At 68.2% G+C, this 13746-nt stretch carries 9 protein-coding genes; 2 read left to right on the top strand and 7 right to left on the bottom strand.

Annotated features, from left to right (window positions below; all coding sequences use genetic code 11):
* Nucleotides 1-23: 23 nt before the first annotated feature.
* From ACWDUD_RS25500 to ACWDUD_RS25485, 4 genes are all read right to left on the bottom strand, one after another.
* Entirely contained in the window at nucleotides 24-713 is a 690-nt protein-coding gene (locus ACWDUD_RS25500) for an NADPH-dependent F420 reductase (RefSeq protein ID WP_450111121.1), read from the bottom strand.
* A gap of 55 nt (nucleotides 714-768) precedes the next feature.
* Entirely contained in the window at nucleotides 769-1257 is a 489-nt protein-coding gene (locus ACWDUD_RS25495) for a winged helix-turn-helix transcriptional regulator (protein WP_197255610.1), read from the bottom strand.
* Between the two features lie 253 nt (nucleotides 1258-1510).
* Nucleotides 1511-2089, bottom strand: coding sequence for a GAP family protein (locus tag ACWDUD_RS25490; protein ID WP_450111120.1), 579 nt, complete (start codon nucleotides 2087-2089; stop codon nucleotides 1511-1513).
* A gap of 56 nt (nucleotides 2090-2145) precedes the next feature.
* Entirely contained in the window at nucleotides 2146-2346 is a 201-nt protein-coding gene (locus ACWDUD_RS25485; protein ID WP_450111119.1) for a hypothetical protein, read from the bottom strand.
* A gap of 213 nt (nucleotides 2347-2559) precedes the next feature.
* Between ACWDUD_RS25485 and ACWDUD_RS25480 the strand changes: the two genes are divergently transcribed.
* Nucleotides 2560-5217 (top strand): LuxR C-terminal-related transcriptional regulator, encoded by a 2658-nt coding sequence (locus tag ACWDUD_RS25480; RefSeq protein ID WP_450111118.1) that lies wholly within the window; start codon nucleotides 2560-2562, stop codon nucleotides 5215-5217.
* A gap of 1603 nt (nucleotides 5218-6820) precedes the next feature.
* Nucleotides 6821-7978: an FAD-dependent urate hydroxylase HpxO gene (gene hpxO, locus ACWDUD_RS25475; protein WP_450111117.1), complete on the top strand. Its 1158-nt coding sequence runs from the start codon at nucleotides 6821-6823 to the stop codon at nucleotides 7976-7978.
* 26 nt (nucleotides 7979-8004) lie between these two features.
* Here hpxO and ACWDUD_RS25470 read toward each other — a convergent pair whose 3' ends face one another.
* The 3 genes from ACWDUD_RS25470 to ACWDUD_RS25460 form a co-directional block, all read right to left on the bottom strand.
* Nucleotides 8005-8883: a sulfurtransferase gene (locus tag ACWDUD_RS25470; protein ID WP_450111116.1), complete on the bottom strand. Its 879-nt coding sequence runs from the start codon at nucleotides 8881-8883 to the stop codon at nucleotides 8005-8007.
* Nucleotides 8884-8997: 114 nt separating this feature from the next.
* Complete coding sequence (locus ACWDUD_RS25465; protein ID WP_450111115.1) at nucleotides 8998-10422, bottom strand: FAD-binding oxidoreductase; 1425 nt, start codon at nucleotides 10420-10422, stop codon at nucleotides 8998-9000.
* An 84-nt stretch (nucleotides 10423-10506) separates the two neighbouring features.
* Nucleotides 10507-13584 carry an AAA family ATPase gene (locus tag ACWDUD_RS25460; RefSeq protein WP_450111114.1) on the bottom strand — a complete coding sequence of 1026 codons (3078 nt, stop codon included), beginning with the start codon at nucleotides 13582-13584 and terminating at the stop codon, nucleotides 10507-10509.
* Nucleotides 13585-13746 lie beyond the last annotated feature (162 nt).

The following is a 13746-nucleotide window of genomic DNA, read 5'->3' as shown; positions in this document are numbered from 1 at the left end:
GGCGACGTCCTCTCGGTCGGTGGTCAGAGCGCGAAGACCGGTTCGTCACCGGCCAGTGCCCGGAACTCGTCGGCGTCGAGCCGGGACCACCCGTACCTGCCGTGAACGTCGTTGAACCGTCCGCCGATCTCGAGGTCACGGGATCGGGAGATGTCACCGACCAGCCACGGCAGCCATCCCGTCTGCGCCAGCAACGGCCGGACGACCTCCGCGGTGGTCTCGGAATCCGCCAGGAAGGGCAGCACCGCGGGCGGGTCCTGGTTTGCGCCCTCGTTGACGAAAGCGGTCGCAAGATTCGAAAACGCCTTGGCATGGCCCGTTCCGGAAGGCAGTAGCGTGGCGACGAACTGACCGGCCGAACCCTCGCTCGGACGGCGCGGGACGATGCCGTGGGGTGTGACGTCGAGCGGGTTGGAAACGTCGAGCAGGACCTTTCCCTGCAGCGCCGCACCGAGGTTCCCGATGACCTCCCGCTGGGGCCGATCCCACAGCGTGGTCAGTGCCACCACCTGGCTGTGCGCAACCGAGGACACGAGGTCCGGCTCGACGGTGACGGTGGTTCCGGCGGCGGCAACCGCGCGGACGATCTCCGCCGCAGCGCGAGCCTTGGCCGGATTGTGGTGGTGGAGAGTCACATCCACGCCGTGGGACGCGAACAGTGCTGCAATGGCGGTGCCGTGACGACCGGGACCGATGACGACGATGGAGGGCATGAGGTGGCTCCTTGTTGTGCGCGTGGAGGGGGGTGAGGTGTGCGGGACCGGCCGGTCAGTTGGGGTCCGTGCCGGACTGCTCGGCATCGTGACGCTCTCGGGCCTGGGCGACCCGCGGCGCAAGCTTCATCACCACGTAGACGAATTCACTTATCGCGGAACATATTTCGAAACCGATATCGGTCAGCGCGTATTCCTCGCGGCTGGCCGACCCGGGGACGGGGCGACGTTCGACGAGTCCGTCGCGCACGAACCGCTGCAGCGTCTGCGCGAGCATCCGGTCGTTGACACCGGCGACGCACCGTTTGATCTCGCTGTAGCGCATCGAACCCGAACGCAGAGCGGTCAGGATCGACATCGCCCACACCCCGCCGACGGTCTCGAGTGCGGCGCGGATGCTCCCGGCGCCGTCGTGCAGGTCCTCGATCGCAACCAGTCGATCGTCACGTGCCTCGATACGTTCGACGACCTCGGCCGCACGGGCGGCCAGTTCGCCGTCCGTCGCCGATTGTGCCGATTCGTCGGCCGCTTCCCGTTCCGTCATGCTTCATGTCTATCACTCTTGTTTCAAGAGCAATAGCAATTCACTCTTGAAATGAGAGTGATGTTCCTCTCACGGGGCTCTCACATTTCGGTACGGTTGCACCGGGGTCTCCTTCGTCGGAAATAGTCGCGGATCAGAGCGCGGATCGAAGTTGGGCACGACCGTCTTCGCCCACCGTTACAAACCGCCGAGTCCTTCGCGATCACCGCAGCGCCCATGATCACCAGCACGAGCGCCATTACCTGGTGATTGTTCACGCGGAGCCACTGCGAAAGGCGTCGAGCGGTTCGCGCAAGCGCTGCGCCGCGAGCGCGTACCCGAGGACGGGGATGAGCACGCTCGACGCCATCACCGTGAAGATCACCAGCGCCACCACGGCTTCGCCAGGGCCGAGCCCGCCGGTGCCGATCACCAGCCCGGCGGAGACGCGCGGCAGCAGGTTCTTCGGATTGACCGCCGAGAGTGCGACGCCGAGACCGGTGGCCTTCGGGAAGTTCAGCCGGTCGAGGGCCTGCATCCATTTCGGGACCGATGCGTCGCCGCGGGCGCGCCATTGCCTGCCCGCCAACACGATCAGCGGTACGCCGATGGCGACCTTGATCCTCGACACGGATCCGCTCGACCCGCCCGAATCCGAGGTGTCGAGGGTCCCGGACAGCAGCGCAACGATTCCCGTGGCCGCGAAGATTCCCACGACCCATCCCAGCCCGAATCCGGTGCCGGTGCTGCCGACGTTCTTCGACGGCAGCATCAAGATGGCGGCGACGATAGGGATCGGTGAGATCGCGACCCCGACCGCCAAGGGGAGAAACTCACCGATGACCGCCCCCATGGGCGGAGGCGATTGCACGGGTGCTTCAACCGCGAGATGCTGTATCTGCCCGGGTTCTAACGCTGAGAATCATGGTAGGCGGCAGCAAGTTTGGCTTCTGCGACTCGCAGGAGCGGACCGAGTGCCTCAGGCTCGATACCGAGGCACTGCGCGATCAGTGCATCGGCGACCTTTGCGTACCGGAGTCGCAGGGCCAGGGCATACGCGGCCGGGAGCTGCCGCAGCGCCTCTTCCCGCCGGTCACGCTCGGTGGTCATGCTCTCGAGCATCCGTCGGCTGCGACTGTTGGGAATAGGTAGTCGGCTACCCCTCTGTGCTCGCAGCGACGTGCTCGCAGCGACGGAAGCTCCCGAACGCACATAGCGGCTGCGTACTGCGGCACCCACCGATCGGTAGGTGGCATTGATGCCGCCGGACGCTGCTCGGTGAATCGACCGGCGGGTGGGACGCTCCGATTCTAGGATTCGTTCATGGGCGGGGTCTGGCCGCTGACCGGCCGAGCCGAGGAATTGCGGTTCGTCGAAGGTGCTCTGCGCCGGAAGAACGGGCCGCAGGGGGTGGTGCTCGCCGGCGCGGCGGGGGTCGGCAAGACCCGGCTGGCGCGGGAGGCGCTGGCGGTGGCGTCTCGACGCGGCGCGAAGGTCCGGTGGGTGCCGGCGACCGCGTCGGCGCGTGCGTTGCCGCTGGGCGCCTTCGCCGGGGTGCTGAACGTGACCGGGCCTGATTCCGGACTTCTGGTGCAGCGGGCCACCACGGCATTGCTCGACGGGGCAGGGCCAGGTGGGGTGGTGGTCGCTGTCGACGATGCGCACCTGCTCGATGACTTGTCCGCGCTGGTGGTGCAGCATCTGGCGGTGCAGAGAGCCGCGGCAGTGGTGGTGACGCTCCGCAGCGATGAGCCGACGCCGGATGCGGTGACCGCGTTGTGGAAGGACCGATACCTCGATCGGCTGGAGGTGCAGCCGCTGTCGGAGACGGAGACGGCGGTGCTGCTCGAGGCAGTGCTCGGCGGGCAGGTGGACACTGCCACCGCGGGACGACTGTTCGACCTGGCACGCGGCAGCGCGCTGTATCTGCGGCAGTTGGTCGACGGTGGTCTGCGGTCCGGTCGGCTGCGCCGGGTCGGTGGGGTGTGGCGGTGGGAAGGGCCCTCGGTGGTTTCGCAGTCGCTGGCCGAGCTGATCGAGACCCGGATGGGCTCGTTGCCGGAGCCGGTGCGGGAGGTCGTGGATCTGCTCGTGTTCGGGGAGCCGCTCCCTGTCTCCGTTCTCGGACGGCTGACCGACCCGGCTGTGGTCGAACAGGCGGAAATGTATGGCGTGGTGAGTGTGTCCGGTGAGGACGGATGTTTGCAGGCCCGTCTCGCGCATCCGCTGTACGGGGAAGTACGCAGGCGCCGCACCGGCCGGCTGCGCGCAGGGCACCTGTGCCGGCGTCTGGCTTCCGCCCTGGGAGCTGTCGACGAGTGCAGTACCGATGTGCTGCGTCGGGCGGTGCTGATGCTGGACGCGGTCACCGCGACCGAGGCCGAGGACGATGTGGATCCTGTGGTGTTCACTGCGGCCGCACAGCGATCACTGGAGTTGTGCGATCCGGAGTTGGCCGCGCGGCTGGCCGCCGTTGCGGTGCACGCCGGTGGCGGATTCGAGCCGCACTTCCTCCTCGTCTATGCCTTGTGTCTGGCCCGTCGAGGCGACGTAGCCGAAAGCGAGGCAGCGGAGCTGGCAGCACGTGCATCCAGTGATCCTCAGCGGGTCCAGGCAGCAATGGTGCGGGCGGCGAACCTGTTTTGGACGCTCGGCAGACCAGTCCAAGCGGCGGCCACGCTGGACGCGGTCGAGTCGACAGCGGCCGTGCTCGGTGTGGGTCCGGACCTGAAGGCTTTGCGCTCGGCGATCTACACCGAGCTGGGGCGACCTGCGTATGCGATCGAGGCGGCGACCGATGCCCTCCGCTCGGCCTCGATGTCAGACCCTTCGCGCATGATGGCCATCTGGGGTCTTGTCTTGGGACTCGCGATGGTCGGCCGTGTCGACGAGATCGAACCGCTGATGGAAAGTGCCGAGGATGCAGCGACCCGGACCGGTATCGGTCGCATCCTGATGCTCAATTTCTGGAACTTTCACCTCATCGCTCTCCGCCTGGGGGGATACCAGCACAAGGCTGAAGTTTTCGCGCAGGAACGGCGCGACCATCAGAGTCAGATGCAGGGCCACGGCCCCCTCGTGGCGGTGCTCCTACAGGGCCGCGCGGCGTTAGGACGCGGGAAGCTACGCCTCGCTCAGCAGCGGCTGCGGGAGGCATCGGCCGGTTTCGTGGCCAGCCGCCAGCTCGAGTGGGAATTCCTCTGCCGGCTGGATCTGACCCAGGCGCTGGCGATGTCCGGCGACGGGGCTGCCGTCGAACAGGAGTTGTCAGCATGCGAGGCGGCCATCCGCGACCAGTCAGTTTTCAGGACGATCCCGTGGATCCAGCCGGAAACCATCTTGACTCGGGCCTGGGTGGCGGCCGCCCAAGGCACGCTCAGCCGGGCCATCGTGCTGGCGCACGAAGCGGCCGATTTCACCCGGTCGTCGGGACAGTATGGGTATGAGGTTTATGCACTGCATACCGCGGTGTGTTTCGGTGACCGCACCGTTGCCGAACGGCTCGCCGAATTGGCCGAGGTTGTGGACGGGCCACGTGCTCCTGCCGCCGCTGCGCAGGCAGCTGCACTTGCCGCCGATGATGGTCACGCTCTCCTGGCTGCATCGGAGGAACTCGAGCGGATGGGTGATCTCCGTGCTGCTGCCGACGCTGCTGCCCAGGCCGCTGTCGCGCATACCAAACACGGTCTGCGCGGATCGGCGAACGTCGCCCTCGCCCGTGCGCATCGGTTGGCCGAGGAATGTGAGGGCGCCCGCACCCCCGCACTGTCAGAGGCAGACCGGCCGCTGCCGATCAGCGCGCGGCAGCGTGAGATTGCTGTTCTTGTGGCGCAGGGATTGTCCAACCAGCAGATCGCGGACCGTCTGACGATGTCGGTGCGGACCGTCGAAGGGCATATCTACCGTGCCGCCATCAAACTCGGTGTCACGACCCGAACCGAGCTTGCTGCCCTCGTTCAGGAGGAGCGGTCCCGCGGATGACAGGGGTCGGCAGTTCGAGCCCGTCACAGGGGATTCCACGTCGGGTAGGTGCTCGGCGGTCATATCGCCGGCAACGGCCGGCATGCCTTCGGTGGCTTGGGGATTCGGCTACCCCTCACTGCTGCGGCCCTCTGGGTTCTTGGTGCAACCCGGGGTGAGCCGACCGGTGGATCCGGCGCACAACACCGTCGGGTGCCCAGTTACCATGCGAGAAGGTGACTTTCGGAAGGAATCCGTTCCCGAAGTGTCGCGCAGCAAACTGGTGGTCTGCGGCGCAAGATGCGATCGCTGTTCCGTGGCGACCGAAGGGCCGGTCATCGCGCACCGTCGGGCGCGATGACCGGCGTCTTCGCCCGTGTCGCTGAAGCGATCGCGGACACGCCTGTGCGGGGTCGGTCGGTTCCGAGCATCAGCCATAGAACTAGCCGGTGCTGGATCGGATCTCGTCAGCTCAGCATGAAGAGTCCGTCCACGGTGCACTGTGTCAGGTCAGCTCGATGGTACGTCCCGCTGAGGGTGCCGATTCCGATTCCGTGGGTGGGTACCAAGATTCCACCGCCTGTGAGTTTTCCGGGCATGGCGCCGTCGAGACTTCCGGTGCCGATGGAGCTGACTTGTACGCTTGACAGAACGGCAAGCGGATCGGCGATCCAGATGCCGTCGGGTCGGGGCTCGGGGTGCTGGGCCCCTCCGGGGGCTCCCACGCACGAATTACGGGGCGTGCCAATGGGTGTGGTCGCGCTCGCGGGTCCCGCGGCAATCAGGCCGACCGCTGCGATGGCTGCGGTGGTCGAGGCTACGGTGGCGAAGATTTTCTTTCTCATGGTGATTCTCCGTGTCGGCCGAGGTTCGATCGAACCCCGGATGGGTCGTTGGGTACACGAAGAACGATGCGCGTCCACGCGGGGGTGGTTGTGAGTAGTGGACTACCTCATTTTACCGGGGCGCGGTCGGTGAGTACTTCACCTCGATGAAGTCTCGTGCGCCGAAAGGCTTTGCCGCCACGCGAGTGGCCTGCCTGTGTTCAGCCCGCGGATTGGTCACCCCATGTCGAGTCGACGACCGATGGGTAGTCCGTCATTTTCGTGATCGTCGACCTCGACGACGGGGCCGGAGAAGTACCCGCTCACCCTGCTTATCGCCGACCTAGTCTCCGATAAGCAGGGTGAGTAGCTGGTGCGGAGGGTCGAGAAGCAATTCCCAACATCCGAGGGACTCTTCTTAGTGCGCTCAGTGATTAGCTTGACTAGCTCGATCACGTCCAATGGAAGCAGATTGGGCCGACTATCGGATTCCCTTGCCAGTTCGGGGTTGGAGAAGGCAGTCTGCTCCAAAGTTGAGTAGATCGACCCCGGAGAGACTCATCATCGAGGGCCGACGTGTAGACGCCGATTGTCTTCAATTGGACGGCTGCAGTTCGGGTCGAAGACTTCGCTTTTCGATGTCGGGCAGCAATACCTGCAACGTAGGTGGCGGCGGCGATCTAGGGCAGTGGAGTAACCGACCGAAGGGCAGGACGTAACACGTTCGTGAAACTCGCGTCGAAACGGTGTTACAGCAGCGCCCTACGGTGATCCGGAAGTCGACGTGAGGAGCAGTGCGAGTGAAGGCCATCATCATCGGCGCCGGGATGGGCGGACTCAGTGCGGGAATCGCGTTGCGGCGCATCGGCTGGGATGTCGAGGTGTACGAGCAGGTGGTCGAGAACAAGCCGGTGGGCGCGGCGATCTCGCTGTGGTCCAACGGCGTCAAGTGTCTGAACTATCTGGGTCTCGAGAAACAGGTCGCCGCTCTCGGCGGGCAGATGGACACCATGGCCTACCGGGACGGGTTCACGGGCGAGACGATGACCGAGTTCAGTCTCCGGCCGGTCGTCGAGCAGACGGGTCAGCGGCCGTATCCGGTGTCGCGCGCCGAACTCCAGTCGATGCTCATGCACGAACTCGGCCTCGAACACATCCGGCTCGGGAAGCGCATGGTGGACATCGCCGACGACGGTGACTCCGTGACCGCGACCTTCGCGGACGGCAGCACCGCCACCGGCGACATCCTCATCGGCGCGGACGGCGCGAAGTCCCGCACCCGCGACTACGTGCTCGACGAACCCGTGGAGCGGCGCTACGCGGGATACGTCAACTTCAACGGCCTCGTCGACATCGACGAAACGATCGCCCCGGCCACCCAGTGGACGACCTACGTCGGCGACGGCAAGCGCGTGTCCCTGATGCCGATCGCCGGCGGGCGCTTCTACTTCTTCTTCGACGTCCCGCTGGCCGCCGGACTCGCCTACGACCGGTCGCAGGCGAAAGAGGTTCTCTCCGAGTGCTTCTCCGGATGGTCGCCGCAGGTGCACAAGCTCATCGGCATGCTCGATCCGCTCGCGGTCAACCGCGTCGAGATCTTCGACATCGACCCGTTCGACACGTGGGTGAGGGGCCGCGTCGCCCTGCTCGGCGACGCCGGGCACAACACCACACCCGACATCGGCCAGGGCGGCTGCTCGGCGATGGAGGACGCCGTCGTGCTGGCCATCGCGCTGCAGACCAACACGCTCGGCGTCGAGGACGCTTTGATCCGGTACCAGAACCGCAGAACCGCCCGCGCGGGTGATCTGGTGCTGCGCGCCCGCAAGCGCTGCGACGTCACCCACGCGAAGGATCCCGAGGTCACCCAGGCCTGGTACGACGAACTGCGCACCGAGGACGGCACCGGCATCATCCGCGGGATCGTGTCGAACATCGTCGGCAACCCGCTCGGCTGACGGGGGACCGGCCCCGGCCAGGTGCGCTACCTGGGATCGGCGCCCACCGTCAGCGGCAGCGAAGCGTCGGCGGTCCACGCGGTCAGCGATCCGTCGTACACGGCGACGTCGTCGCGCCCGGCCAGCGCGAGCGCATGCGCGACACCGGTCGCGGCGATGCCACCACCGCAGTACGTCACCGGGGTGATCCCCGGATCGAGCAGGCCGGCCTCCTCGAACAGCGCCCGCAACTCGGCGACCGGCCGCAGAATGCCCGTCTCCGGGTCCCGGATCCGCGCGACCGGCAGGTTGATGCTGCCGGGAATGTGGCCGGGGCGGGAGTAGGTGCTGGTGTCGCCGCGGTAGGTGGCGGGATCGAGGACGTTCACAAGGACCGTGTTGTCGTCGTCGATCGCGTCCCGCACCTGCTGCGTGGACCGGATCAGGTCGTCGCGGCGCCGGGCGGTGAAGGTCGCGGGGGTCGGCGAGACAGGAGTGTCGGTGACCGGCGCGCCGGCGGCCTTCCAGGCGGGCAGGCCGCCGTCGAGTACCGCGACGTCGTCGAATCCCTCGAGGCGGAGGTGCCACCAGAAGCGGGTCGCCCAGTAACCGTCGTGCTGGTCGTACACGACGACCCGAACGCCGTCGCCGATGCCGAGCGCGCCGGCGGCCGCCGCGAACCGCTCCGACGCGGGCGCCGTCCACGCCTCGGCGGAATCGGGATCGGCGAAGTCGGTGAGCAGATCCGCGAACACGGCACCGGGAATGTGCGCGGCATCGTAGGTGGCACGACCCGGTTCGACCGAGTACGGCCCGTCCTTCGGCAGGGTCAGATGGGTGCTCGAGTCGACGACGACGAGCGTGGGGTCGTCGAGGTGGTCGCGAAGCCACTCGACCGAGACGATGTCCGGGAACTGCTGACCCATGGATGACCTCCGGGGATGCGGGAACGGGTGGCGGCGAGCCTATCGGCCTGCCGCCAGCCGCGACGAGGGTAACGCTCACGGTGAGCGAATCGTCGTCGGTCAACTCCACAGTGTTCAGGTGACGGCAGCACTCGAATCCGTGGCCGGCCGTATGTTCTGGTTGATGTGGAACACGTTGTCCGGGTCGTAGCGGCCCTTGACGGCGGCGAGTCGGTCGTAGTTGCCGCGATACGACGCCCGCACCCGGTCCTGGCCTTCCTCCATCAGGAAGTTGACGTAGGCGCCGCCCGCCGACGTCGGGTGCAGGGCGTCCCAGTAGTCGCGGGCCCACTGCGAGATGAGTTCCGCATTGGCCGGGTCGGGATCCACACCCACGATGACTCCCGCCCACCCGCCGTCCCGGTAGGAGAACGGGGTGGCGTTCTCGGGCACGCGCGCGGCGGCGCCGTCGATCGGATACAGGTGCATGGTGGAATGTCCCGTGGGCGGTGACGCACCGAATCGGCAGTGGACGTCGATCGCGGCGTCGGAGATCTCGTTGAAGAAATCGGCCCGCCAATACCATTGCAGCCCAGAGGGATACAGACCGTCGAATGCGCTCTGCAGTACGGTGAACGGCATGTCGTGCAGGCCGATCAGCATCGGCGATCCGAACGCCTTGATCGGTTCGAGCACCTCGTCGGCGCGGTCGTGCGGGCCCGTGTAGCACCAGACGATCGCGCAGGCCCCGCGTCCCCACAGTTCCTCGGGGAACGGCGCTGCGGGCGGCACCGTGATCAGGCCGATCCAGCCGCTCAACTCCTCCGGCAACGACGGCAGCAGTTCGCGGTACCAGCGCATCACGTCGGCGGTGTCGGCGACGTCGTAGAGCACCGGCCCGCCGATGATCGTGCCGTGCTCGCCGATGTCGTGGCAGCGGAACGTGAACGAGGTGACGATCCCGAAGTTCCCGCCCCCGCCGCGCAGGGCCCAGAACAGGTCGCTGTGCGAATTCTCGCTTGCCTTCACGAAGGATCCGTCGGCGAGCACGACATCGGCTTCGAGCAGGTTGTCCACCGTGAGGCCGAACCGGCGGGTCAGGTAGCCGATGCCGCCGCCGAGCGTCAGACCGGCCACCCCGGTGGATGCCAGGAACCCGGACGGCGTGGCCATCCCGAACCCGACCGTCGCATGGTCGACGTCGCCCCACACGCATCCCGCGTCCGTCCGGACGGTGTGCTGTTCCGGATCGACGGTGGTGCTGCGCAACGCCGACAGGTCCACGACCAGCGCGCCGTCCCACACGCCGAGCCCGGCCGCGTTGTGCCCACCGCCGCGAACCGCGAGCTCGAGGCCCCGTTCCCGGGCGAACCGGACGCAGGCGATGACGTCGACGGTGTCGCGGCACCGTGCGATCGCAGCGGGCCGTTTGTCGATCATCGCGTTGTAGACGGCACGGGCCTGGTCGTAGCCCGGGTCCGTCGGGGTGATCAGTTCCCCGCGCAGCCCCGCGGCCAGGTCGTCGAACGAGGTGCCGGTGGGGGTGGCTGTCGTGGTCATCGCGAACTCCTCTCGCGTGTTTCTCATGCTGCTTCCGACGGTAGGAAGGCGGCGTTCGCGCAGCGTTCGCCCGGCACGCGCCGGTCAGTGCGAGGGCGGAACGCCGAGGCCGACGAGGTCGCGGTCGCAGCGACGCACCAGGGCGACGCTGCCGTGCTCGCCCGCCAACCTCGCCGCAGCACGCAGTCGCGCCACGGCGTCCGGGGGAGCGTCGTATGCGGCGCGCATCCGCATCACCTCCGGCAGCCACCACCGGTCGTCGCGTGCCCGGGCGGCGACCGTCGCCGCGTCGAGGGTCGCGCGCGCGTCGCCGGGCCTCTCGCGGTACAGGTCCGCCAGCAGCGTCAGCCAGTACGGCATCCGGGCGAAGGAACCTGCCGCCCGCAGGTTGGCGATCCCGCGCCGGACCGTGCCGATGCCGTCACCGCCGGTCCGGGACCAGCCGTCGAGGATCAGTCCCCATTCCCGGTAGTACGCGAAGTCGTACCGGTCGCACAGTTCCCGCAGTTCGGTGACCGTCTCGCGCAACTCGGGCCGGTCCCCGCACAACTGCCGGGTGACCGCGCCGTACGCGAGCGCGATGGTCAGGACGAACGGGTCCTCGCTGCGGCGGGCCAGCGTGATCGCCTCCCGGCAGCGCGTGCGCGCGGCGTCGTCGTCGCCGAGCAGCCAGTGCGCATGTGCCGCCCACGCGCAGCCGTGCACGTCCGGGCGGGTGCCGACGGTCCACGAATGCGCGCCTGCGGTGAGTTCGGCGGCCAGCGCGAAATGCCCCAGCGCCTCGGCCGGCCGGCCGAGACTCACCGCGGATCCCGCGTACGCGAAGTGCGCCGACCCGCACAGTTCGGTTCCGGGTTCCACCAGTGTCAATGCGCGCGTGACCGCCCGATGCGCTCCGGCGGTGTCGCCCTGGACGAACCGCGACGACCAGAGCCCGACGAGACCGACGATCGTCGACTCCGTGCGGCCCAGCGTGTCGGCGAGCTCGATCGAACGTTCGAGGGCGTGCTGCAGTTCGGGGGACGAATAGCCGTAGCGGGCGTTGAGCGGTGCCGCCAGTGCCTCGAGGATTGCGAGTTCCTGTGCGGCGGCACCGCTTCCCGGATGCTCGCGCACCAGGGTGAGAGCGTGCCGATGCAGCCGGACCGCGTCGGCATATGCGAACCTGCGGGTCGCGATCTCGGCCGCCCGCCGGTAGTACGGCACCGCCCGATCCGGGCGCCCACCGCGGGCGTACTGCTCGGCGAGTTGAGCCGACACCGGATCGGTGTCGTCGCGGTGCAGCAATTCGAGTGCCTGGGCGAGCCGCCGGTGCAGCAGCCAGCGTTGCGGCGGCCCGACCGTCGCGTACGCGGCCTCGCGCAGCAGGTCGTGGGCGAAGTCGTAACCGTCGCGGAACTCGGTGACGATGCGCCGGCGCCACAGTTCGTCGACGGCCTGTACCACCGCGACCGCCCCGAGATCGCTTGCCGTGGTGAGCAAGTCGAGCGTGAAATCGCGTCCGACCGCGGCGGCCAGGCCCGCCACCTCCCGCGCAGCCGGACTCGACTGCTCCACGCGGTGGTGCAGCACCGACGACAGACCGTCCACCGAGAGCGCGTCGTCCCCGTCGGTCGCGGACCGCATCGCTTCGACGATGTACAACGGGAAGCCCCCGGTCGCCGTGTGGAGTAGCCGCCGCTCCTCGATGGTGCGCGATCGTCCACCGATCGCTTCGGCCAGGCGGGTGCTGTCCGCTTCGTCCAGGGGGCTCAGCCGCAGTTCCGTCACCGTGCCCGACGAGGCCAGTCCGGTCGCCCATTCGGTGACGGCGGCCGCGCTCTCCGAGCTGTCGTCCCGCGCGGCCGCCGCGACCAGCAGGGGAGCGTCGGGCGTCAAGCCCAGGCAGAACGCGAGAAACAGCAGTGTCTCCCGGTCGCACCACTGCATGTTGTCCAGGGTCAACAGAATCGGGCGACCGTCGCCGACGAGGCCACGGGCGAGTCCCTCGAAGAAACGATGCCGCTGCCAGGCGTCGGCCGATGCCCCGACCCCGCGTTCGGGGCGAGTCTCGCGCACACGATCCGTGTCGGCCTCGGGGGACGGCACGAGCCGTTCGACCTCGGCCCGCCATACCCGGGCGAGTCCCGATCGGCCCGCCGCGACCGCGGGGTCGCGCAACCAGTCGGCCACGGGTGCCAGCGCCAGCCCGGCGGAGGTTGCGAAGCAGCGGCTGTGTGCCACCGTCGCGCCACCGGCCTGCGCGATGTGCGCGATCTCGGTGAGCAGCCGGGTCTTTCCGACGCCCGCCCCGCCGCGGATGAGGATCGCGCCCGGTCGACCGGACGCCGCGCGCTGCCAGGCGGTGGCGAGACGGTCGATCTCGCGGGACCGCCCGACCAGTTCGACGGTCGTGGACCCGGTGCGGACCGGGATCCTCCGGCCGGGTGCGGTACCGAGAACCTGTTCGACGAGGGCGCGCGTCTGCGGATCGGGGAGGACACCGAGTTCACGTTCGAACAGCGACGCGCAGCGGTGATAGGTACCGGCGGCGCCGGCCCGATCCCCGGTCTCGGCCTGCAGACGCATCAGGTTGCGATAGCCGACCTCCTCGAGCGGAGCGAGCCGGACGCGACGACGCGCGACCTCGATCGCCCCGGCGGGATCGCCCGTGCGGGTGAGGGCGCCGGACAGCAGATCGCACAGCTCCACGCATCGTCGTTCGCGATCGGATCGGATCTCGAGTGCCCAGTCGTCGAACACGCCGGGCAGGAACTCGCCGCCGTATGCGTCCAGCGCCTGCCACGCGTGGGTGACGAGAGCACGGTCGTCACCGGACCGCGCCGCCCGCAGCGCCGCCGCGCGTTCGGTGTCGAAGACACGCAGGTCGGCGCTGCTCGACGGGGTGTCGGTCCAGCACAGATCCTTCGCCGTCACCGTGAGTGACGGCTCGTCGCCCAGCGCCTGCCGCAGATGGTGGAGTTCGCGTCGCAGGTTGGTCAGGGATTGCCCGTCGGTGGAATCCGGCCAGAACAGGGTCGCGAGCCGCTGCCGGGGCTGCGGCGTACGGGCGTGGGCGACCAGGAACGCGACGAGCGCGAGCGCGCGCGGCGACCGGGTCACCACGGCCCCGGTCGCATCGTCGGTGATCGCCTGTTCGCCCAGGACGGAGACGCGCAGCATGCCTTGTTGCTCCCGAGATCAGGTTAGTCCCCGTTCCCGGTCCGGTCGTCGCGCCGACGCCGTGTGGCCTCGGGGTGAATAGCCACTCGACGCTGTTGCCACCGGACAGTTCCAACCGCTGACCAGCTGGGCTCACTCGCAGAACTTCCTGCCGGCCGCGCT

This window comes from Rhodococcus sp. NPDC003382 (genome assembly GCF_053589135.1).
Note: the sequence above shows the minus strand (reverse complement) of the source record. Positions and strands in the feature narration are given on the sequence as shown.

Bases quoted from the DNA above. Each gene is read 5' to 3' on its own strand.
- ACWDUD_RS25500 (WP_450111121.1), bottom strand. From the start codon at position 713: ATGCCCTCCATCGTCGTCATCGGTCCCGGTCGTCACGGCACCGCCATT.
- ACWDUD_RS25495 (WP_197255610.1), bottom strand. From the start codon at position 1,257: ATGACGGAACGGGAAGCGGCCGACGAATCGGCACAATCGGCGACGGAC.
- ACWDUD_RS25490 (WP_450111120.1), bottom strand. From the start codon at position 2,089: ATGGGGGCGGTCATCGGTGAGTTTCTCCCCTTGGCGGTCGGGGTCGCG.
- ACWDUD_RS25485 (WP_450111119.1), bottom strand. From the start codon at position 2,346: ATGACCACCGAGCGTGACCGGCGGGAAGAGGCGCTGCGGCAGCTCCCG.
- ACWDUD_RS25480 (WP_450111118.1), top strand. From the start codon at position 2,560: ATGGGCGGGGTCTGGCCGCTGACCGGCCGAGCCGAGGAATTGCGGTTC.
- ACWDUD_RS25470 (WP_450111116.1), bottom strand. From the start codon at position 8,883: ATGGGTCAGCAGTTCCCGGACATCGTCTCGGTCGAGTGGCTTCGCGAC.
- ACWDUD_RS25465 (WP_450111115.1), bottom strand. From the start codon at position 10,422: ATGACCACGACAGCCACCCCCACCGGCACCTCGTTCGACGACCTGGCC.
- ACWDUD_RS25460 (WP_450111114.1), bottom strand. From the start codon at position 13,584: ATGCTGCGCGTCTCCGTCCTGGGCGAACAGGCGATCACCGACGATGCG.